The organism is Empedobacter sp. GD03739 (genome assembly GCF_029843245.1).
Taxonomy (GTDB): Bacteria; Bacteroidota; Bacteroidia; order Flavobacteriales; family Weeksellaceae; genus Empedobacter; species Empedobacter falsenii_B.
On record NZ_JAOCHX010000024.1, the window covers coordinates 25,429 to 47,816 of the forward strand.

19 protein-coding genes are annotated in these 22,388 nt (G+C 32.9%); 10 read left to right on the plus strand and 9 right to left on the minus strand.

Annotated elements, in window-relative coordinates; genetic code table 11:
- Positions 1–60: 60 nt before the first annotated feature.
- The 4 genes from hutH (at position 61) to N5E64_RS09395 (ending at position 5,901) form a co-directional block, all read left to right on the plus strand.
- Positions 61–1,569, plus strand: coding sequence for a histidine ammonia-lyase (gene hutH / locus N5E64_RS09380; RefSeq protein ID WP_280037260.1), 1,509 nt, complete (start codon positions 61–63; stop codon positions 1,567–1,569).
- Positions 1,570–1,799: 230 nt separating this feature from the next.
- Entirely contained in the window at positions 1,800–2,177 is a 378-nt protein-coding gene (locus N5E64_RS09385; protein ID WP_280037261.1) for a DUF2809 domain-containing protein, read from the plus strand.
- A 73-nt stretch (positions 2,178–2,250) separates the two neighbouring features.
- A complete protein-coding gene (locus N5E64_RS09390; protein WP_280037263.1) occupies positions 2,251–4,230 on the plus strand; it encodes a urocanate hydratase in 1,980 nt (659 codons plus the stop codon).
- Between the two features lie 6 nt (positions 4,231–4,236).
- Complete coding sequence (locus N5E64_RS09395) at positions 4,237–5,901, plus strand: hypothetical protein (protein ID WP_125350490.1); 1,665 nt, start codon at positions 4,237–4,239, stop codon at positions 5,899–5,901.
- Positions 5,902–6,152: 251 nt separating this feature from the next.
- Here N5E64_RS09395 and N5E64_RS09400 read toward each other — a convergent pair whose 3' ends face one another.
- A complete protein-coding gene (locus N5E64_RS09400) occupies positions 6,153–6,404 on the minus strand; it encodes a hypothetical protein (RefSeq protein WP_125350491.1) in 252 nt (83 codons plus the stop codon).
- A 71-nt stretch (positions 6,405–6,475) separates the two neighbouring features.
- Entirely contained in the window at positions 6,476–6,634 is a 159-nt protein-coding gene (locus N5E64_RS09405; protein WP_185144212.1) for a hypothetical protein, read from the minus strand.
- A gap of 223 nt (positions 6,635–6,857) precedes the next feature.
- On the opposite strand from N5E64_RS09405, the gene N5E64_RS09410 reads away from it, so the two are divergent.
- The 5 genes from N5E64_RS09410 (at position 6,858) to metQ (ending at position 10,784) form a co-directional block, all read left to right on the plus strand.
- Positions 6,858–7,730, plus strand: coding sequence for a pirin family protein (locus N5E64_RS09410; RefSeq protein WP_280037268.1), 873 nt, complete (start codon positions 6,858–6,860; stop codon positions 7,728–7,730).
- Between the two features lie 24 nt (positions 7,731–7,754).
- Positions 7,755–8,036, plus strand: coding sequence for a GNAT family N-acetyltransferase (locus tag N5E64_RS09415; RefSeq protein ID WP_280037269.1), 282 nt, complete (start codon positions 7,755–7,757; stop codon positions 8,034–8,036).
- A gap of 258 nt (positions 8,037–8,294) precedes the next feature.
- Entirely contained in the window at positions 8,295–9,332 is a 1,038-nt protein-coding gene (locus N5E64_RS09420) for a methionine ABC transporter ATP-binding protein (RefSeq protein ID WP_280037271.1), read from the plus strand.
- Complete coding sequence (gene metI / locus N5E64_RS09425) at positions 9,313–9,966, plus strand: methionine ABC transporter permease MetI (protein ID WP_280037273.1); 654 nt, start codon at positions 9,313–9,315, stop codon at positions 9,964–9,966. The genes N5E64_RS09420 and metI overlap by 20 nt, the downstream gene beginning before the upstream one ends.
- Before the next feature lie 8 nt (positions 9,967–9,974).
- Positions 9,975–10,784, plus strand: coding sequence for a methionine ABC transporter substrate-binding lipoprotein MetQ (gene metQ, locus N5E64_RS09430; RefSeq protein ID WP_280037274.1), 810 nt, complete (start codon positions 9,975–9,977; stop codon positions 10,782–10,784).
- Between the two features lie 64 nt (positions 10,785–10,848).
- Here metQ and ggt read toward each other — a convergent pair whose 3' ends face one another.
- From ggt to N5E64_RS09465, 7 genes are all read right to left on the minus strand, one after another.
- Positions 10,849–12,516 (minus strand): gamma-glutamyltransferase, encoded by a 1,668-nt coding sequence (gene ggt / locus N5E64_RS09435; RefSeq protein WP_280037276.1) that lies wholly within the window; start codon positions 12,514–12,516, stop codon positions 10,849–10,851.
- A 76-nt stretch (positions 12,517–12,592) separates the two neighbouring features.
- Positions 12,593–15,052 carry a TonB-dependent siderophore receptor gene (locus N5E64_RS09440; protein WP_280037277.1) on the minus strand — a complete coding sequence of 820 codons (2,460 nt, stop codon included), beginning with the start codon at positions 15,050–15,052 and terminating at the stop codon, positions 12,593–12,595.
- Positions 15,049–15,390, minus strand: a complete 342-nt coding sequence (locus tag N5E64_RS09445; protein ID WP_280037278.1) for a carboxypeptidase regulatory-like domain-containing protein — start codon at positions 15,388–15,390, stop codon at positions 15,049–15,051. Before N5E64_RS09445 ends, N5E64_RS09440 begins: the two co-directional genes overlap by 4 nt.
- Before the next feature lie 239 nt (positions 15,391–15,629).
- Positions 15,630–18,689, minus strand: coding sequence for a translation initiation factor IF-2 (infB, locus tag N5E64_RS09450; RefSeq protein WP_280037279.1), 3,060 nt, complete (start codon positions 18,687–18,689; stop codon positions 15,630–15,632).
- 63 nt (positions 18,690–18,752) lie between these two features.
- Positions 18,753–19,988 carry a transcription termination factor NusA gene (gene nusA, locus N5E64_RS09455; protein WP_280037281.1) on the minus strand — a complete coding sequence of 412 codons (1,236 nt, stop codon included), beginning with the start codon at positions 19,986–19,988 and terminating at the stop codon, positions 18,753–18,755.
- A gap of 15 nt (positions 19,989–20,003) precedes the next feature.
- Entirely contained in the window at positions 20,004–20,465 is a 462-nt protein-coding gene (rimP, locus tag N5E64_RS09460; protein ID WP_125350497.1) for a ribosome assembly cofactor RimP, read from the minus strand.
- A gap of 110 nt (positions 20,466–20,575) precedes the next feature.
- On the minus strand, positions 20,576–21,061 hold the full coding sequence (locus N5E64_RS09465) for a DUF456 domain-containing protein (RefSeq protein WP_125350498.1): 486 nt from the start codon (positions 21,059–21,061) through the stop codon (positions 20,576–20,578).
- Positions 21,062–21,126: 65 nt separating this feature from the next.
- Between N5E64_RS09465 and N5E64_RS09470 the strand changes: the two genes are divergently transcribed.
- Positions 21,127–22,386 (plus strand): mechanosensitive ion channel family protein, encoded by a 1,260-nt coding sequence (locus tag N5E64_RS09470; protein WP_280037282.1) that lies wholly within the window; start codon positions 21,127–21,129, stop codon positions 22,384–22,386.
- The last annotated feature ends 2 nt before the right edge of the window (positions 22,387–22,388 follow it).

Sequence of the window (22,388 nt, forward strand, 5' to 3'; positions counted from 1 at the left end):
TTTCTATTATTTATTGAACCGATGAAAAGATTATCTTTGAAGTATCACAAATTCGAAAAAATGATCAAGAAAACTTACGGCATCGATTTTCTTTCGTTCGAGGATTACAAAGGAATCAAAGAAGGAAACATCGAAATTGAACTTAATGAAGCGAGTAAACAACAAATCTTAAAATCGCAACAAAACGTTGCTAAAATAGTTGCTTCTGGTCAAACAGTTTATGGAATTAACACTGGTTTTGGACCACTTTGCGACACTAAAATCTCGGAAGAAGAAACGCGTCAACTTCAACATAATTTATTAATCAGTCATGCGGTTGGTGTTGGAAATCCAATCAAGAAAGAAATTTCTAAAACCATGTTAATTGCAAAAGCACATGCTTTATCAAAAGGATATTCTGGTGTGACTTTAGATGTTGTGGAACGAATTTTATTAATGGTCGAAAAAGATATTATTCCGGTCGTTCCTGAAAAAGGATCTGTTGGAGCATCTGGAGATTTAGCGCCATTATCACATTTATTTTTACCATTAATTGGTGAAGGAAAAGTTTGGGATGGCGATACAATTGTTTCGACAAAAGAAGCTTTGGCTAAACATAATTTACAACCTTTACATCTTTCTGCAAAAGAAGGTTTAGGATTAATCAATGGAACACAATTCATTTTATCTCATGCCTTAAACGGATTAGAAAAATTCGAATATTTATTGAATTTAGCTGACGTTGCGGGTGCTTTATCACTGGAAGCATACGAAGGTTCGCCTCGTCCATTCGAAGAAGAATTGCATCAAGTCCGTCCATTCAAAGGAACTTTATTGGTTGCAGAACGTATGCGAAATTTATTGAAAGGTTCTGAAATTGCTTTCTCTCATGCAGAATGTGGTCGTGTACAAGATCCATATTCATTGCGTTGTATGCCTCAAGTTCATGGTGCATCACGAAATGCATTTTTTCATTTACAAGAATTAGCTGAAATCGAATTAAATTCTGTTACCGATAATCCAATCGTTGTTTCGGACGAAGAAGCCATTTCTGGCGGAAACTTCCACGGACAACCATTAGCTATGGTATTAGATTACGCTACAATTGCTGCATCTGAATTAGGAAATATTTCGGATCGTCGTCAATATTTATTAATCGAAGGAAAATATGGTTTACCAAAATTATTAACAGAAAGTTCTGGTTTAAATTCTGGTTTCATGATTCCTCAATATACTTCAGCCGCACTTTGTACAGAAAACAAAACCTTGTGTTTCCCTGCATCGGCAGATAGTATTCCGACTTCTTTGGGACAAGAAGATCATGTTTCGATGGGAAGTATTTCTGGACGAAAATTCAACCAAGTTTTAGATAATGTAGAACGTATTTTAGCAATCGAATTAATGTACGCTTGTCAAGGTTTAGAATTTAGAAGACCACGTAAAACAAGTGCATTCTTAGAAGAAGTTTTTGTAAAAGTTCGTTCGGTATGTCCTAAATTAGAAGACGATCGTTTGATTGGAGATGACATCAACAATATTATTGATTTGTTGCAAACAGATGATTTCAAAAAATTAATATTAAGTTTTTAAGTTATCCTTTTCATCCAGAATTTGTCGAAGGATAAACTATTAATAATATAGAAAACTACTATATATAGAAGACTCTTCGACAAGCTCAGAGTGACAATTACAACAACGACAATCAAGTAAATGTCATTCCAATTAAAAAAAATATAATGTGTTCCTGAAACAAGTTCAGGATGACTTAACGATTAGTCAAGTTGAATTCATTTCAACTTCGCATCAAATTAAAATGTAATATGCTAAAATTCGATAAAAAATCATTCACCATAGCAATTATTATCTTTTTGATTGAAGTAATTATTGCGTTATACATCAAAGACAAAATCATTCGTCCTTTTGTTGGCGATATTTTAGTCGTGATTTTCATTTACTATTTTATCAAAGCATTTATCAACACAAAAGCGATTAACATTGCAATTTTTACATTGTTTTTTTCTTTTATTGTAGAGATTTTACAATATTTCAATTTTGTAGAAATGATTGGCTTAGGACATAACAAAGCAGCAAGAATTATCATCGGAACATCTTTTTCGTGGATCGATTTACTTTGTTATTTCATCGGATTTATACTATTATTTTTGATAGATAAAGATTTGAAGAAAAATAAACTATAATCCTGTAAATTCTTCGACAGGCTCAGAATGACATTAAAAAACGTTCAGCATAAAACATAAAAACACAAAAAAAATGACTTTTCAAGAACAAATAAAACAAGGTATTCCTTCTGTTTTACCTCAAAAAAAAGACAGAAATCCTAACGTAAGTCACGCACCAAAGCGTAAAGAAATATTATCGGAAGACGAAAAAAAATTAGCATTAAAAAATGCGTTACGTTATTTCGAACCAAAAGATCATGCTGAATTAATTCCTGAATTTAAGCAAGAATTAGAAGATTTCGGGCGTATTTATATGTATCGTTTGATGCCTGATTACAAAATTTTTGCACGTCCAATTACAGATTATCCAGGAAATTCGGAACAAGCAAAAGCAATTCAGTTAATGATTCAAAATAATTTGGATCACGCTGTTGCGCAACATCCAGAAGAATTGATTACCTATGGTGGAAATGGTGCTGTTTTCCAGAACTGGGCGCAATATCTATTAACAATGAAATATTTGTCTGAAATGACAGAAGAGCAAACATTGGTGATGTATTCTGGACATCCGATGGGATTATTTCCTTCACACAAAAATGCACCGCGCGTTGTTGTTACGAATGGAATGGTGATTCCTAATTATTCGAAACCGGATGATTGGGAAAAGATGAATGCATTAGGCGTTTCTCAATACGGGCAAATGACCGCAGGGAGTTATATGTACATTGGTCCGCAAGGAATTGTTCATGGAACAACGATTACCGTTTTGAATGGTTGTCGCAAAATCGATAATGAAGGTACGGCTGGTAAATTATTTGTAACGGCAGGACTTGGTGGAATGTCTGGTGCGCAACCGAAAGCAGGAAATATCGCAGGTGTTGTTTCTGTAACTGCCGAAGTAAACCCTGCTGCGACATACAAACGTCACGAACAAGGTTGGGTGGACGAGGTAATTACTGATTTGGATGAATTGGTTGCTCGTGTGCGCGAAGCCAAAGAAAATAACGAAGTTGTTTCGATTGCTTATGACGGAAATGTAGTGGATGTATGGGAAAAATTTGACCAAGAAGATCTATACATCGATTTAGGTTCAGATCAAACATCTTTGCATAATCCTTGGGCTGGCGGTTATTATCCTGTTGGATTATCTTTTGATGAAGCCAATGAAATGATGGCAAATAATCCTGAATTATTCAAAGAGAAAGTACAAGAATCGTTGCGTCGTCATGCAGATTCGGTGAATAAACATACCGCAAAAGGAACGTATTTCTTCGATTATGGAAATGCCTTTTTGTTAGAAGCTTCTCGTGCTGGTGCTGATGTAATGGCAGAAAATAATATCGATTTTAAATATCCAAGTTATGTTCAAGACATTATGGGACCAATGTGTTTCGATTTTGGATTTGGACCTTTCCGTTGGGTTTGTACTTCGGGAAAACCTGAGGATTTACAAAAAACGGATGAAATTGCTTGCCAAGTTTTAGAAGAAATCATGCAACATTCTCCGAGAGAAATTCAGCAACAAATGCAAGATAATATCACGTGGATAAAAGGAGCACAAGAAAACAAATTGGTTGTTGGATCGCAAGCACGTATTCTATATGCAGATGCAGAAGGACGAATTAAAATTGCGAAAGCATTTAACGATGCAATTGCGAAAGGAGAAATCGGAGCAGTTGTTTTAGGTCGTGATCATCATGATGTTTCTGGAACAGATTCTCCTTTCCGTGAAACATCTAATATTTATGATGGTTCAAAATTCACGGCTGATATGGCAATCCACAATGTGATTGGTGACAGTTTCCGTGGAGCAACTTGGGTTTCTATTCACAACGGTGGTGGCGTTGGTTGGGGAGAAGTAATCAATGGAGGTTTCGGAATGTTATTAGACGGATCTTCGGATGCAGAACAACGCCTAAAATCGATGTTACATTGGGATGTAAATAATGGAATTGCTCGACGTTCTTGGGCAAGAAACGAAGAAGCTATTTTTGCGATCAAACGTGCGATGGAAGAAGAGCCATTATTAAAAGTTACTTTACCAAATATGGTTGATGAAGAATTATTATAAAAGCTTATGAATACTATTGAAAATTTACTCAAATTAATTTCTTCTCAAAACAAAAGAGATATTAAAAAACTCGAAATTAGAGAATTAGAAGAAGAAAAAAAAGGGAACTTTATTGCTTTTGTAGATGACCAGTCGAATAGTTACGATGTAAATATAGTAATCAAAAATAAAGAAGTTACTTCCCATTCTTGTGATTGTGGAAGTAACGAATCTTGGTGTATTCATCAAAAAAAAATGCTAGAAGAAATCGTAAAACTTACCTCTTTAAAACCTGTTAAAAAAACTCGCATAAAAAAAGAAAAAGAGAGCGAAACTTTACTTAAACTAATTGAAGAAGAAGATTTAAGAAAATGGTTACTTGATTTTTTTAATACAAATAGAGAAGCTGAACAATATTTCATGTTATCATTTTCTCAAAAACAAAAAGAGTATTCTCTTGATGAAGTAGAACAATTAATAAAAGATACAATAACCTCAATAATAGGTAAAAAAAGGAAAGTAGAAATATCCGAAGTAAAAAAGATAATCGATTTACTACAAATTGCTCTTGAACCTGTATTTGCTTATATAGATTGCATTATTAAGACGACAGAAATCGTAAAACCACTAATTATAAGAATATGTGATTTATTACTTTCTTTTCATTTTAACTCGGGTACAACAAGTAAAAGATTAGAAAAATATGTTTACGCTATTATAGAAAAATATGCTTTTAGGATCAATAAAATAGCAGTAGAAGAACAATGGAAAAACGTTGTACTTGATCATTGGAGCAACTTCCTTAATATGGATAATATAACTGTAAATGATTTTGAAATAAATAAAGAAATATATTATCAAGCGACTACAGAGAGAAAAAAAATTATCGGACAACACCTTCTAAATTACCTAAAAAAATGGCATAAAGAAAATATAAATTATAACATAGAGATTCAGACATTCTTTCTACAAATCATGATAGAGACAGAGTTGTTTACAGAAATAAAAGATTATTTCAAACCATCAATTTATCAAAATGACTATAATTTAATGATTTTAGAAGAACTAATGAAAACTGACCATATTGCTGTAGAAGCTTATTGTAAAGATATTATTTCAAACAATTCTAAAGAAAAATACAACTACCCTTATTACAATATTCTAGAAAAACTTTATAAACAGACAAATGATTTGCCTAAATATACAGAAATAAAACTTTTAAAATTCCCTTACAATCCATCATTAGAAGATTTTCTTTTTATAAAAAATCATTTAAATGAAGAAGAAAAGTTTAAAAAATTCAGAACGAAAACACTTACTAATCTTAAAATAAATTTTTACGAATCAGATGATTGTATTGATTTATATTTTAAGATATTAGATGCTGAAAAGGAGTATAAAAAAATGATCGATGTAATAAGTAATTATGTTCCAGCTGAAATAATTTTATGTTATTTTGATCAACTCTTTTTATTTAACAAAAATACCTTCTTAATAAATTTACTTAAACGTTTAGCTTATCTCTACAGTTATTCTTCTCAAAAAGATATGGAACTTGATTTAATCAATAAAATTAAAAAATCATACGGCGATATACTTATTAAAAAATATTTAGATTTTTTAATTAATAGCGATAATTTTATAAAAATTAGAATTCAGAATAATGAATTTATAGAAAAACTACTTGACTAATTTATTTGTTTAATTGTGATCTCATAGACCTGAAATAAACAGTTGAATAAAATTCTGATGCTGAAAACAGTTTAAAATCAATATACATTGGGATGTGAATGAAACGATGAAGCTATCTTTTCGACAAAACGTGCCATGGAAGAAGAGCCTTTGCTAAAGGTTACACTTCCTAATATGGTTGATGAGAATTTATTATATATAACTAAACCCACCTCAATTGAGGTGGGCTTTATACTTCTATAAAAAGAATATTAAGAATGTATAGCTACAACAGTAGCTACTGCAGCTCTTACACAATCTTCGATATATGTTTTGATTGCATCACGATCCTCAACATTTATTTTACTGTCTTGATAAGCTTTTTCAACATCATTTTTCAAATCAGTAATTTTCTTTTCAGATTTCTCTATTTCTTTTGCGTCTTTTACATTAATACTATCAATCAACGCTTTACCCAAATCACTTGCTAATTTTTTAGCTTTATCATTTAACAATGCAGGCATCGGAATTTTAGCAACAGCAGCATTTGCGGCAGCAATATCTGTATAAATAACTGTTGCAATATCTGATTTTACTACAGCTTTGTCGCAACTTGATTTGCTTCGTTTGCATCATACGCTTTGTCTAAAGCTTTCTGTGACTCTTTTTGCGCTTTTTCTTGAGGTGTTTCATTTTTACAAGATCCTAATGTAACTAATGCAAATACACCTAAAACTATTGAATTTTTTTTCATTTTTATTTATTTTGTTAGATAGATACAACCAAATATAAAAAAAACAATAATTAGACAAACATCGTTCATCTATATTTTAGAACTATTTAAATTTAACAGATCATACAAACCATTGATATATGTTAACTTATTCAATTAAAACTTCTTAACCTACATCAATATAATCAACTATTTAGCTTCGTAAATTTGTATAACAAAAATAAAAACATATAAAAAAATCATTATGAATACAAAAAATATAGAAATAGTTATCGCTCCAAGAGAACCTCACTTCGTTGGAGATGGGTTTAGAGTTCACAATTTTATTCCAAGTGGTTATCATTTAGATATGAAAAGAATGGATCCATTTATTATGTTAGATTACAATTCTAAATTCAATTTTCCAGCAACAGACAAACCAAAAGGTGTTGGCGTGCATCCACATCGTGGTTTCGAAACTGTAACTATTTCTTATGAAGGAAGCGTTTCTCATCACGATAGTTCTGGTGGAGGAGGAACAATTCATCAAGGCGATGTACAATGGATGACAGCAGCTTCGGGTGTTCTACACAAAGAATATCATGCCGAAGAATTTTATAAACAAGGTGGAATTTTTCAAATGGTTCAATTGTGGGTAAATCTTCCTGCAAAGGATAAAATGAGCACTCCAAAATATCAAGCGATTGAACATAAAGATATTCCAACTGTAGAAGTTGAAAATGGTTTTATCGAAGTTATTTCTGGTGAATATAACCAAACAAAAGGTGCTGCATCAACATTTTCTCCTGTTAATATGCTGAATGCAAAACTGAATGAAGATGGAAAAGCTAATTTTAATTTTCCTGCAAATTACAATACCGTTTTATTAGTTATTGATGGAGAAGTAAAAGTGAACAACCAAGAAATTGTTCCAACGGATCACTTATTATTGTTTACAAACGAAGGCGAAGATTTCTCAATTGAAGCAACAAAAAATAGTGTGGTATTAATTTTGAGTGGAGAACCTTTGAATGAGCCAATCGCTTCCTATGGTCCTTTTGTGATGAATACACAAGAGCAAATTCGCGAAGCTTTTGAGGATTTTAATAACGGAAAGTTTGGTACTTTAGAAGATTAATAAACAACTTAAAAAATAAAACTCATGGAAATTAAACAAATTGATGATAAGAAAAATGGTGCTTTTGTCGTTTTAGATGGTGATAAAAAAGCTGGAGAAATGGATTACGTTTGGGCTGGTAATGATAAAATTATTATCGATCATACAGAGGTTGACGAAGCATATGGTGGACAAGGTGTTGGTAAAAAAGCTTTATTAGCCTTAGTAGATTGGGTGAGAAAAGATAATATCAAAGTAATTCCTTTGTGTCCTTTTGCTAAAGCGCAGTTTGAAAAAAATCCAGAAATTAGAGATATCTTATCTTAAGAAATAATTACTATGAATTTCGATTATACAATAATAAATCGTAATCTTAAATATTAATTAGAAAATTTATCCTGCAAGATGGTTATTTTGTAGAATAAATTTCATTTTTAATAAAAAATCATTCAAAAAAAACTAATTATTTTTGCATAACTTTTTATAAGTCCATAATTTTAATAGACTTTATAAAAGCAAAAAAAAACACAACCTCTCTGCATTTATTTATAATAATTGAGAGGTTTTTTTATTAAGATTTTTAGAATGATTGAACTAAAAAATATATCCAAAACTTTCAGAACTTCTAAAAGAGAAATTCATGCTTTGCGCGATGTTTCTTTGCAGATAGAAGAAGGAAAAATTTTTGGAATCATTGGTAAATCTGGTGCCGGAAAAAGCACCTTGATTCGCTGTGTTAATTTATTAGAACGACCTGATACAGGAGAAGTTTTGATAAATGGAACAAATTTATTGAACTTAAATAATTCAAAATTAACTTTAGAAAGAAGAAAAATCGGTATGATTTTTCAACATTTCAATTTACTTTCTTCTCGAACTGTAGAAGAAAATATTGCTTTTCCGATGGAATTGGAAGGTATCTCAAAAAGCCAAATAAAAACAAAGGTTGACGAACTTTTACACCTTGTTGATATTCACGAAAAAGCAAAAGAATATCCTACAAATTTATCAGGCGGACAAAAACAACGTGTTGCAATAGCGCGTGCTTTGGCTAATAATCCAACAGTTTTGTTATGTGACGAAGCGACAAGTGCGTTAGATCCTGCGACTACAAAATCTATTTTGAAATTGTTGAAAGAAATCAATCAACGATTAAATCTAACGATTCTCTTAATCACCCATGAAATGGAAGTAATCAATTCTATTTGTGATGAAGTTGGAGTGATTGAAAGTGGAAAATTAGTAGAACATGGTACAGTAGAAGAAATTTTCACAAATCCGAAAGAGAATATCACGCAAGAATTTATCAAAAATTCATTGGACATAGCTTTACCTCTAAGTTTTCAGAAAAATTTGGTTGATACTTATTCAGAAAATAACTCAATAATTTATAAAATCAATTTCACGAATCAACCAAAATTCAATCAACTTATTGCAGAAATAAATTCGTTGCATAATATTGAAGCAGAAATCGTAAATTCAAGAATCGAATATGCTGGAGAAATCAATTACGGAACATTTTTCTTGAAAATTAATTCAAAAGAAAACTCAGCAATCGAAACATATTTACAGCAAAATAAATTTAATTTAGAAAAAATCGGTTATGTCAGAAGCAGTTATTAATCTATTACTTAAGGGAACTTGGGAAACAGTTTTAATGACATTTGTTTCCGGATTTTTTGGTTTTGTACTTGGTCTTCCAATCGGAATATTCTTGTTTTTAACGAGAAAAGGACAATTATTAGAAAACAAATTGGTTAATCAAATTTTAGCCTTTTTTGTCAATATTTTCAGATCAATTCCATTCATTATTCTAATCGTTTGGATGATTCCTTTTACACGAAGTTTAGTTGGAACATCAATCGGCGTTTCTGCTGCCTTGGTACCTCTTAGTATTGGAGCCGCACCATTTATAGCGCGTTTAGTAGAAAATAGTTTATTAGAGATTCCTGAAGGTTTGATAGAAGCAGCACGTTCTATGGGTGCAAAACCTTCGCAAATCATTTTCAAAGTTTTGTTACCAGAAGCATTACCATCGTTAATAAATGCCGCAACAATTACGTTAATTACTTTAGTCGGCTATTCGGCAATGGGTGGCGCTGTAGGAGCTGGCGGATTAGGACAAATCGGTTATCAATATGGGTATGTTGGATATGATACTTTTATAATGAATACCGTTTTAATTCTATTAATAATTATCGTTTTTATCATCCAATTTACTGGTGATTTCTTATCAAAAAAATTCAATCATAAATAATTTAAACAATGAAAAAGTTAATTAAAAATATACTTCTTACAACACTATCAGCACTTGCTTTAACATCATGTGGAGAATCTAAAACTGATGCAAATACAATAAATGTTGGTGTAATGACTGGACCTGAATTTGAGGTTGCTCAAATTGCAAAACAAGTTGCAAAAGAAAAATACAATTTGGAAGTAGAATTGATTACTTTCAATGATTATATTATTCCGAATGAAGCGTTGAATCAAGGTGATTTAGATGTTAATGCTTACCAAACAGTTCCATTTTTAGAAGAACAAGAAAAACAACGTGGTTACAAATTAGAACCTATTGGAAATACATTTTTATACCCAATCGTTGGATATTCTAAAAAAATAAAATCTATAAATGAATTAAAAGAAGGTAATACAATTGCTATTCCGAATGATCCAGCTAATGGAGGTCGATCTTTATTGTTGTTACAAAAAATAGGTTTAATTAAATTGAAAGATGGTGTGGGTTTATTTCCTAAATTAACTGATATTGTTTCTAATCCTAAAAAATTAGAGATTTTAGAATTAGAAGCTCCCCAATTACCTCGTGTTTTAGATGATGAAAAAGTAGCGATTTCTGTTATTAATAATAATTTTGCAGGACAAGCTGGTTTAGATGCTAAAAAACAAGGAATTTTTACAGAGGATAAAGAATCGCCTTATGTCAATATCATTGTGAGTCGTGAAGACAACAAAAACGATGAAAAAGTGAAGAAATTTGTACAAGCATACCAATCTGAACAAGTTGTTAAAAAAGCAGACGAAGTATTCAAAGGTGGAGCTATAAAAGGTTGGTAAAATAATTATTTATAATATTAAAAAGGCTATTCAATTGAATAGCCTTTTTGTTTATCTAACTTTTTTAATACCCTACTGCTTTGTCATCTCCTCTTGGATCTGCACCAGCTTGATATGTTCCGTTAGTGTTGACCAAAATTCCTTCCACACGCCCGTAAGGTTTACGTTCTTTCAATGTATAACCTTTTTGTTTTAACGATTCACGAACGTTTTCTGAAATTGCATTTGGCTCATAATCGATTTGGTCTGGCAACCATTGATGATGAAATCTTGGTGCTGCAACAGCTTCTTGCATCGTCATTCCGAAATCAACAACATTCAAGATGGCTTGAAAAACTGACGTTATAATTGTAGAGCCACCTGGCGTTCCCACAACCATAAACAATTTACCATCTTTCTCTAAAATAGAAGGCGTCATCGAACTTAACATTCTTTTCGAAGGTTCAATCGCATTAGCTTTTCCTCCAACTAAACCATATAAATTTGGTGTACCTGGTTTTACAGAAAAATCATCCATTTCATCATTCAACAAAAATCCTGCACCTTCTACTACAACCAAAGATCCATAGGAATTATTCAAAGTAGTCGTTACAGAAGCCGCATTTCCATCTTTGTCAACAATTACATAATGCGTTGTTTCCATTGACTCTTTACCAATTATTTCTCCCGCTTTAATTGCTGAACTTGGTGTTGCTTTATCAAACGAAAAATCTTTCATTCGATTTACATTATAACTTTTATCCAACAATTGTTTTTGCGGAACTTTTATAAAATCTGGATCACCTAAATGCTCTGCGCGATCAGCATAAACGCGACGCTCTGCTTCTACCATCACTTGAATTGTAGAATCTGCTTGAAATCCCCATTTGTTGATTGGATAATCTTCGATTGATTGAAATAACGAAACCAATGCAATTCCTCCACTTGAAGGCGGCGGCATCGAAATTACTTTAAGACCTTTATAATTTCCCGAAACTGGCGTTCTCCAAACCGATTGATATTGTTTTAAATCTTCGTGCGAAATAATTCCGTTTCCGCGTTTCATTTCTTTCACTATTAAATCAGCCGTTTTTCCTTCATAAAAACCAGCACGACCTTTTTGTTGAATTAATTTTAATGTATTTGCTAAATCTTTTTGAACCAACAAATCTCCTTCTTTCCAAGATGATTTAGACGTTAAAGCATTCGTTTTTGAATTATATTTTACAAAATCATTATGCTTATTTGTCAGTTCGCTCGCTTGTTGTTTTGTTATTTTAAATCCTTTTTGAGCTAAATTAATAGCTGGCTGAACTAATTCTTTCCAATTTAATTTCCCATATTTTTCATGCGCTTTCACCATTCCATCGACTGTTCCGGGTACTCCTGCAGCAAATTGTCCATACAAACTAAGATCAGTAATTGCATTTCCATTTTTGTCCCAATACATATCTTCACTCGCTTTCAAAGGTGCTTTTTCACGATAATCTAACGCATCGGTCTTTCCTTTTGAATCACGATAAACCAAAAATCCACCGCCACCAATATTTCCTGCATTTGGATAAACAACCGCCAACGCAAACTGAACTGCAATAGAAGCGTCAATCGCATTTCCACCTTTTTTTAGAATTTCAACTCCAACTTTTGAAGCTTCGGGATGAGCTGTTACAACAGCTCCATTTTTGTAAGATTCTTGCGCATTCAACTGAATAATCGCGAAGAATGAAACTATAATAAATGATATTTTTTTCATAAAATCGATTTAAACAAAAATACCAAACCTTCATCAATTACGACAAAGATTTGGTAAAACATATAAACTATTTAAATTATAAACTTAATGATAAACGAGCGAAAGCAAAGCGTCCTCCTGTTCCGAATTGTTGTCCAGTACGTGAATACACAAAATATCCTGCTCCTCTATTTCCTCCAATTTTCGTTTCATCAGGATAGATATCAAACAAATTATTTGCTCCTATTGTTAACGAAATATTTTTGTTGAAAGCATAACCAAAACTCAAATCTGTTACAACTTTTCCGCTAAATGTTTGCGAATCTGCCACCGTATTTGTCGCTGCATCAACTTCTCCAAAATACACGTTTCTTAAGTAAACATTCCATTTATCCAATGAATAATTCAAGGATAAATTAATTTTTGTACGAGGTATAGCCGATTCTAAATAAATACGACTTGAACGATCAAAATAAGTAGACTCTTTTCCTTTCAATAAATCGGAAGCATGTACATCACCCACAACATTTGTCTTGCTAAAAGTCGCCGATAAATCTCCACGTAATTTTCCTGCTCCCAAACGATCTTGATACGTCAAAACAACATCTATTCCTTTCGTTTCGGTATCAATTGCATTTGCGAAGAAACGAGCCGAAGTTGCATTTGCTTGTTGCAATAATTCGTAAATCTCTTTGTCTTGAGCTGATGCATTTGCTGCATTACTTCCTGTGAAAGATCCTGTGTAAATGATTCGGTCATCAATTCTAATGAAATATCCGTCAACACTCAATTTGAATTTTCCCCAATTTGCCGTAGCTCCAGCCGAAACTGATTTCGATTTTTCTTCGTTCAATTGTGGAATTCCTAATAATTTTGCAGCACGACTATCATTTGTAAAAGTTCCTGAATTAGAAATTGCTCCATCTAAGAATAAACTTGATGTTGCACTAAAATATAATTGATGTAAAGATGGCGCTCTAAATCCTGTACTTGCTGCGGCTCTCAACACATAGTTTCCTAATTTGTATCGAGTCGAAATTTTTCCATTTAATGTTGAACCAAAATCTGAATAATCTTCATAACGTAACGCAGCAGCCACTAAGAAATCTTTCGTAAAATTAAATTCAGTATCTAAATACGCCGCAACAGAATGACGATTTGCATTGACTTCATTCGCTGGTAAAAATCCTGGAAAAGCTTGCGCTCCACCTGCTAAAGCAGTACCATTTACAGCGAATAATGTATTGATATTTCCATTAAAATCTTGTACATAAATTGGCTTTCCATTTCCGTCTACACCAATTTGACGAACTTTACCATAATTCGCATAAGATGACTCTTCACCTCCTACAATTTGATAATTTTCATAACGAAATTCTGCACCAAAAGCGACATTAATTCCAGCTAAAACATCATCAAAAAAACGCGTAAAATCCAGGTTGGTTGTATTCTGCGTAAAACGATATCCACCAGCTTCAAAAGATGTTGGTGAAGATTCTTTCATCGATGCGTTAACTGTATTTTTTACTCCAAAATCGATGGTATTATTTCCGTATGTGTTCGAAAAATCAACTTTCCAACCGTTAATTTCACTACGAATTCCCGCTGCTAAAGAGCGATCGTAATTATTGGTTTGAATCAATGGTAGAAATCCATTTGGATAAATTGACGCAACAGTTTGATGCAACTGAGCAGGCTGACGACGAAAGGCTGCTGATTCTCCTAAACGATAATTTAATCCTCCAAATGCATAAATTTCGGTTTTATCTGAAACTGGAAAAAGTGAATTAATAAAAATTGATCCTCCTTCATTTTTTGATTGTCCAATGCGCGAAACATAATCAGCACGCGTTTCTCCACGACGCGCTAATTCTTCCTCTGTAATATCTTTTCCAGTTGGATTTGGGTATAAATCTGGTCGATTATAATCTGAGAAAATTGTTCCTGTAAATTCTTTTTGACGATTGAATGGTTGACGCTTGTCGTAAGAACCTGCAACATTTACAAATCCTCCTTTTTCACCCACTTTTACACCATAATTTACATTCGCTTGAAAAGTTTCACCATCAAAATTATCTTCTGCATTTTTCGAAAGATTTCCTCCATACGAAATTGACGCACGTAGTTTATCTGTCGAATCTTCCAAGACAATATTAATCACACCTGCAATCGCATCAGAACCATATTGAGCAGCTGCTCCATCTCGAAGAATTTCAATTCTTTTAATTGCAGAAGTTGGAATTGCATTCAAATCTGTACCAACAGAACCTTTACCAAACGAACCATTAATATTAACCAATGATGTTGTATGACGACGCTTTCCGTTAATCAAAACCAATACTTGATCTGGTCCTAAACCACGCAAAGAAGCAGGATCTATATGATCTGTTCCGTCAGAAATAACTTGCGTATTCGAGCTAAAAGATGGCGCAACATAATTTAAGATTTGATTCAACGAAACTTGTCCTACATCTTTTGTCACCTCTTTAATATCTATCACATCAACTGGTGTTGAAGAATCTAATTGTGTACGTCCAACTGCACGTGAACCAATCAAAACGACTTCGCTAAGATCAGTATCCGAATTGATTGCAAAAAGAAATCTAAAGAAATTTCATTTTCATCAAGTACATTAATCGTTTGCGTCGTTGTTGGCTCACCTATTTTTGAAACAATAATTTCATACTTCCCAGGCTCTAACGTTAATTGATATAAACCATCTGCATCTGTTGTCGTCGTTATATTCGTTCCTTTTACATTAACCGTTGCTTGATCGATTGGTCCATTTACATCTTCAACCGTACCTGTAACTTTGGTTTGAGCAAATAAAAATGTTCCACCAAAAAGAGCAGTGAGAAAAAATATTTTTTTGAGTGAGTATAATTTCTTGTTCATATTTACAATTTTAAAGTCTAGCAAATTTATAGACTTTATAGAATATAAAACAAGTCGTTTTTAAATAAAATAAAAGAAAACTTTAAATTAATGTTAAACAAAAATTCTATTCTAAAAATAAAACTAATAATAGAATATAATTCTATATAATAAGTAGAGTATTGATTTTTATTAAATAAAATTTCATAAAAAAAGGAGCTCAAATTGAGCTCCTTTCTAAAATATTTGTTGAGAATTGATTATTTCAATTTCTTTTTAACCTCTACAGTTTCGTAAGCTTCGATAATGTCACCTACTTGAATATCGTTGAAGTTTTTGATGTTAAGACCACATTCGTAACCTTTACTAACTTCTTTCACATCATCTTTGAAACGTTTCAATGAAGCTAATTCACCATCGTGAATCACAACTCCATCACGAATGATACGAATACTAGAGTTTCTATAAACTTTACCGTCTAAGACCATACATCCGGCAATAGTACCAACTTTCGTTACTTTGAATGTTTCACGAACCTCAATATTACCTGTTACTTGCTCTTTCAACTCTGGAGATAACATTCCTTCCATCGCTTCTTTGATCTCTTCGATCGCAGCATAGATAATTGAGTATGTTCTAATTTCAACTTCTTCTTTTTCTGCAATATCACGAGCAGATCCACCAGGACGAACATTAAATCCGATAATAATCGCATCTGAAGCAGAAGCTAATAATACGTCAGATTCTGTAATTTGTCCAACTCCTTTGTGTAAGATGTTAACAATAATTTCTTCTGTCGAAAGTTTTTGTAAAGAGTCTGTTAATGCTTCTACAGAACCATCCACGTCCCCTTTCAAGATAATATTCAACTCTTTGAAATCTCCTAAAGCGATACGACGTCCAATCTCATCAAGTGTGATGTGTTTTTGTGTACGAATAGTTTGCTCACGTTGTAATTGATCTCTACGAGTTGCAATTTGTTTCGCTTCGCGTTCGTCTTCGTAAACTTTGAACTTATCACCTGCAGTTGGCGCGCCTGCTAATCCTAATATCGTAACTGGTGTTGATGGTCCAGCAACTTTGATATTGTTACCACGCTCATCTAACATTGCACGAACTTTACCATGGTGAGATCCTGCTAATACATAATCTCCGATGTGTAATGTACCTGTTTGTACAATAATTGTCGAAACATATCCACGTCCTTTATCTAATGCAGCTTCTACAACTGTACCAGATGCTTTACGTTTTGGATTCGCTTTAAGGTCTAATACCTCAGCTTCTAATAATACTTTTTCTAATAAATCTTCTACTCCTAAACCAGATTTAGCCGAGATTTCTTGAGATTGGTAAGTACCACCCCAGTCTTCAACTAATAAGTTCATTTGAGCTAATTGCTCTTTTACTTTTTCTGGGTTAGCTGCTGGTTTATCAACCTTATTGATAGCGAATACCATTGGTACTCCAGCTGCTTGAGCGTGAGAAATTGCTTCACGTGTTTGTGGCATGATTTGGTCATCGGCCGCAATTACAATAATTGCAATATCCGTTACTTGAGCACCACGAGCACGCATCGCTGTAAAGGCCTCGTGACCTGGTGTATCTAAGAACGCTACACGCTTACCACTTGGCAATGTTACGTTATACGCACCAATGTGTTGTGTAATACCTCCAGACTCACCAGCAATTACGTTTGCTTTACGAATATAATCTAATAAAGATGTTTTACCATGGTCAACGTGTCCCATTACAGTTACAATTGGCGCACGAGTTACTAAATCTTCTTCGTTATCGATTTCTTCTTCTTCAGTTGAGATTTCTTCTTCAGCATTAGCAAATACTGCTTCGAATCCGAAATCATCTGCAACTAATTGAATTGTATCCGCTTCAAGACGTTGGTTCATGGTAACCATGATTCCCAATGACATACATGCAGAGATAACTTCTGTAACAGAAACATCCATTAACGAAGCTAATTCGTTAACCGTTACAAATTCTGTTACATGTAAAGTTTTGTCCATGTCTATTGCTTCTTGCTCTTGCTCAGCAAACTCACGACGTTCTTTACGTTTGTCTCTTCTGTGTTTAGCCCCTTTAGATCCTTTTCCTTTGTTAGTAAGTTTATCTAAAGTGTCTTTAATTTGTTTTTTAACATCTTCGTCAGAAAGTTCTACTTGAGGAACTCTTGGTCCACGGTTGTTTCCACCTCTAAAGTTTCCACCACCTTGACGATTTCCACCTTGACCTCCTGGGCGATTTCCTCCTTGTCCTTGACCTCCTTGACGGTTGTTATTATTTCCTCCTCCATGGTTGTTATTACCACCTTGGCGGTTATTATTATTTCCTCCGTGGTTGTTGTTACCACCTTGACGATTATTATTGTTTCCTCCGTTTTCTCCAGCTTTTGTTACATCTTCTGGTTTAACGTTTTTCTGGATACGTTTGCGCTTTTTCTTGTCAGCAGCGTTATTAGCACCTTTTTGATTCCCTTTTTTATCGTCAGTTTTTTTCTTATCAAATTTAGATAAGTCAATCTTTGCACCTGTAAAATTAGGTCCATCTAATTTTGTGTAGACAGTTTCAATTTTTTGAGGTTCAACTGCTGCTACTTCTTCAATTTCTTCTTTCTTCACTTCAGGCTTCGCTTCCGTTTTTATTTCAGGCTTTTTAACCTCTTCCACCTTTTTAGGTTCTTCTTTCTTCACCTCTTTTTTAACTTCCGCCTTCGGTGCTTCCGCCTTTTTAGGTTCTGCTTGCTCTTTTTTAGGAGCTGGAGAATCTTGCTTTTTAGGTTTACCTGTATTATTTATTTTATCAAGATCAATCACTTTAATCACTTTTGGTCCTTTCGGTTCCTCTTTTGATTCAGTTTTAGGTTCAGCTTTTGGTGCTTCCTCTTTCTTGATTTCTTCTTTCTTCACCTCTTCTTTTACCGCAGTTTTTTCTACTTTGGCTTTAGGTTTCAAAGCATCTAAGTCTATTTTTCCAACAGTCTTTGGTCCTTCCAATTCAACTTTCGTCGTTTCAATGATTTCAGGTTTCTTTTCTACTGGTTTTTCAGTTGCAGCTTTTGCTTCTGCTTCTTTTTTCTCAGCGGCTTTGATATCTGAAATTTTGTTAATGACTACTTCACCGGAAGCTTGCTTTTGTTTAGCATCAGATCGGAACTCATTAACTAAAATATCGTAAGTTGGCACATCGATTTTAGAGTTCGGATTTTTTTCTACTGTTGTACCCTTCCCTTCTAAAAAATCAACAGCTCTATCTATTGATATATTTAATTCTTTTAATACTTTACTTAATCTTATTGTTTCCGACATATGAAGCTAATCTCTTATTTTAATGTTTGCAAATGTATGAATTGTTTATGACTTGAGAATGAATTAATCTTCAAACTCTTCTTTTAACACACGGATAACGTCTAAGATCGTCTCTTCTTCTAGATCCGTACGTTTAATTAAATCATCAACATCTTGTTCTAAAATACTTTTGGCAGTATCTAACCCGATAGCACTAAATGCATCGATTACCCACGCATCGATTTCGTCTGAGAATTCTGATAATTCTACGTCTTCGTCTTGGGCTCCTTCTCTGAAAATATCAATTTCCATTCCAACTAATTTAGAAGCTAAACGAACATTGTAACCTCCTTTACCAATTGCTTTCGAAACTTCGTCTGCATTTACGTAAACTAAGGCTTTGTTTTCTTCTTCATTAATTTCGATATTCGAAATTTTAGCTGGGCTTAAAGCACGTTGAATAAACAAACTCATGTTATTTGTGTAGTTAATTACGTCGATATTCTCGTTACGTAATTCGCGTACAATTGAATGGATTCGAGATCCTTTCATTCCGACACAAGCTCCTACTGGATCGATACGATCGTCGTAAGATTCTACTGCAACTTTTGCTTTATCTCCAGGGATACGAACTACATTTTTGATTGTAATTAATCCGTCTAAAATTTCTGGAATTTCTTGTTCAAATAATTTCTCTAAGAATTTTGGTGATGTTCTAGATAAAATAATTTGAGGTTTTGCTCCTCTTAATTTTACGTCATCTACAACTGCACGTAATGTATCTCCTTTTCTGAAAAAATCTGATGGTATTTGATTTTCTTTTGGTAAAATCATTTCGTTTTGTTCGTCATCCATAATAATCACTTGTTTGTGACGTACATAGTGGATTTCTCCCGAAACTACTTCTCCTATTAAACCTTTAAATTTTTCGTATAAATTAGAGTTATCATGCTCCATTACTTTAGAAACCAATGTTTGACGTAATGTTAAAATCGCACGACGACCTAATGCTTCGATCGGAATTTTTTCCGATACTTCTTCACCTACTTCAAAATCTGGCTCAATTTTACGTGCTTCAGATAATTCGATATCTGTTGCGTCGTCTTCTGAAAAACCGTCTTCTACAACGATACGGTTGTGCCAAATCTCTAAGTCTCCTTTATCAGGATTTACAATAATATCAAAGTTATCATCTGTACCATATTTCTTTTTCAAAACACTTTTCAGGGTTTCTTCTAAGATTGCCATCAGCGTAATACGGTCGATGTTCTTATCGTCTTTAAAATCTCCAAAAGATTCAATTAATGCAAGATTGTCCATTAAACTTTAATTTTTTTAAAAGGTGACTTTTATAATCGCTTTCTTAATGTCAGCGTAATTTATTTTTTCTTCGTGTTCTACTGTAATTTTTCCTTTTCCTACAGGTTTTGGTTCGCGTGCTTCCCAAAAAATTGTAACACCTTCTTCATCGGCTTCTACAATTTCGCCTTCCATCACTTTGTCATTTAATGTAGCTTCTAAAGTTCTTCCTACATTTTTAGCAAATTGACGTGGCATGGTTAGGTTACTTCCTACACCAGGAGAGGAAACCTCTAATGCAAAGTCACATTCTTCTCTATCAAGATTATGCTCTACATGTCGGCTTATTCTTACAATTTCTTCGACTGAAAGACCTTCGTCTCCATCTGCTAAAATTACAATTTTATCATCTGGAGTGATTTTCCAATCGATAAGAAACAATGACGGATTTTCCGCAATTGCTTCGTCTATCAGCTGTTTTACTTTACTTGAATCCATATACAACGAAAAAGAGAGCTATAACCAGCCCTCCTCCATTTATTCCTTTAAATTCTTTGCAAATATAGGTCATTTTTTTTTATTGACCTAATTTCAACCATTTAATCTGATTAATTCATCAATTGATATACAAATATTCCGATAAATATTAACGTTAAAATAATGTCGTAACCTGTTGTTAAAATAAATCCTACAAAAGATCCGAAAGCAGATTTTAATGCAACTTTAGGCGAAGCCGCAGTAAAAATTAATTCGCCTAATAATGCTCCCAAAAAAGGACCTACGATAAAACCAATTGGTGGAAAAAATAATCCGATAATTAATCCGATAATAGATCCCCAAATTCCGTATTTGGTTCCGCCTAATTTTTTGGTCATATATGCAGGCAGTAAATAATCTAAAAGCGCACCTAATAACACAAAAAGTCCTGCAATAATTATCGTTCCCCAATTGTAACTACAATCACCACTAAATTTAAAAACTAATAATCCGACCAATGCCAAAGGTGCTCCTGGTAAAACTGGCAAAACAGTTCCGACCAAACCAACAACCAATAAAATTCCACTAATAAGATTTAGTATACTATCGTTATCCATTATTTTAGTATTTTTAAAACTGTAACTTTGCACAAACAAATCTATTTAAACTCAATTAACAGCTTATGCAAGATAAATCTTTTTATGAAGAATTTTCTGATGGTGTAAAATTTTTTTTCAATCAATATTTCAAAATTGATTTGTCTGAAAATCTTTTTAATTTCTTAGAAATTGTCACTTGGATAGCTATTCTTTTTGTGTTAGATTTTGTGCTAAGAGCTATTATTCTTCCGCTTCTAAAAAAATTAAAGAATTTCACCGAAAACGATTGGTTGAAATTTTTGTACAAAAACAAAGTCTTTCTTTCAGCTATTCATCTTATTCCAATCAGTTTTGCATTAAGCATGAATGTTATTTTGTTCAAGAATGAAGGAAATATTTTTCATGTTGTTCAACGCATTACACAACTTATTTCATTAATCGTTTTTACGCAACTTATTTTCCGAGTTATCAATACAATTATTGATGTGTACAACGAAGAAAATAGTTATACAACAATTGGAGTGCGAACTTTTGGACAAATGTTGAAGTTTATTATCACATTTTTTGCGATTATTTCTGGAATAATGATTTTGTTTACGGTTGATAAAAACACAATTATTACCGTTCTCGGAGCTTTAACCGCAGCTGTTTTATTGATTTTTCGTGATGCAATTTTCGGATTTGTTTCTGGTTTGCAAATCTCCTATTCTAAAATTGTAAAAGTTGGCGATTGGATTACCGTTTCCAAAGGCGATATTGAAGGAACAGTAAAAGAAATTAACATCAATTTAGTAAAAATTGAGAAGTTTGATAAATCTATTGCAACGGTTCCAACTGTAGATTTGGTATCGTCTCAGGTAACCAATCATATGGCGATGTTGGCAACTGGAACACGTCAAATAAAACGTTCTGTTTCGTTTAATGTAAATTCGTTTCAGTTTTGTAACGAAGAAATGTTAAATCGTTTCGAAAATATTACTTTAATTCATCATTATATTCAACAAAAACGTCACGAAATCTCTATCTATAATCAAAACATTGAAAATTCTGATTTAGATATTAATGGTAAAAATTTAACCAATATTGGTGTTTTTAGAATTTATGTTGAACATTATTTAAAAAGTTTGAAAACTGTTTCGCAAAATGATTCAATTATCGTAAAACAATTACCTGTTTCTCCACTTGGAATGCCCATAGAAATTGGATGTTTTACAACTTCGGCAAGCAATTTGGAGTTTGAAAGAATTCAGTCTGATATTTTCGATCATTTGTTAACAGCTTGTCGTAAATTTGACTTAGAAATTATGCAAAGCATTTCGCTTTCTGATATAAAAAAATTATAATA

Coding starts and splice junctions, on each gene's coding strand:
- hutH (WP_280037260.1), top strand. CDS start 61: ATGATCAAGAAAACTTACGGCATCGATTTTCTTTCGTTCGAGGATTAC.
- N5E64_RS09385 (WP_280037261.1), top strand. CDS start 1,800: ATGCTAAAATTCGATAAAAAATCATTCACCATAGCAATTATTATCTTT.
- N5E64_RS09390 (WP_280037263.1), top strand. CDS start 2,251: ATGACTTTTCAAGAACAAATAAAACAAGGTATTCCTTCTGTTTTACCT.
- N5E64_RS09395 (WP_125350490.1), top strand. CDS start 4,237: ATGAATACTATTGAAAATTTACTCAAATTAATTTCTTCTCAAAACAAA.
- N5E64_RS09400 (WP_125350491.1), bottom strand. CDS start 6,404: ATGCCTGCATTGTTAAATGATAAAGCTAAAAAATTAGCAAGTGATTTG.
- N5E64_RS09405 (WP_185144212.1), bottom strand. CDS start 6,634: ATGAAAAAAAATTCAATAGTTTTAGGTGTATTTGCATTAGTTACATTA.
- N5E64_RS09410 (WP_280037268.1), top strand. CDS start 6,858: ATGAATACAAAAAATATAGAAATAGTTATCGCTCCAAGAGAACCTCAC.
- N5E64_RS09415 (WP_280037269.1), top strand. CDS start 7,755: ATGGAAATTAAACAAATTGATGATAAGAAAAATGGTGCTTTTGTCGTT.
- N5E64_RS09420 (WP_280037271.1), top strand. CDS start 8,295: ATGATTGAACTAAAAAATATATCCAAAACTTTCAGAACTTCTAAAAGA.
- metI (WP_280037273.1), top strand. CDS start 9,313: ATGTCAGAAGCAGTTATTAATCTATTACTTAAGGGAACTTGGGAAACA.
- metQ (WP_280037274.1), top strand. CDS start 9,975: ATGAAAAAGTTAATTAAAAATATACTTCTTACAACACTATCAGCACTT.
- ggt (WP_280037276.1), bottom strand. CDS start 12,516: ATGAAAAAAATATCATTTATTATAGTTTCATTCTTCGCGATTATTCAG.
- N5E64_RS09445 (WP_280037278.1), bottom strand. CDS start 15,390: ATGAACAAGAAATTATACTCACTCAAAAAAATATTTTTTCTCACTGCT.
- infB (WP_280037279.1), bottom strand. CDS start 18,689: ATGTCGGAAACAATAAGATTAAGTAAAGTATTAAAAGAATTAAATATA.
- nusA (WP_280037281.1), bottom strand. CDS start 19,988: ATGGACAATCTTGCATTAATTGAATCTTTTGGAGATTTTAAAGACGAT.
- rimP (WP_125350497.1), bottom strand. CDS start 20,465: ATGGATTCAAGTAAAGTAAAACAGCTGATAGACGAAGCAATTGCGGAA.
- N5E64_RS09465 (WP_125350498.1), bottom strand. CDS start 21,061: ATGGATAACGATAGTATACTAAATCTTATTAGTGGAATTTTATTGGTT.
- N5E64_RS09470 (WP_280037282.1), top strand. CDS start 21,127: ATGCAAGATAAATCTTTTTATGAAGAATTTTCTGATGGTGTAAAATTT.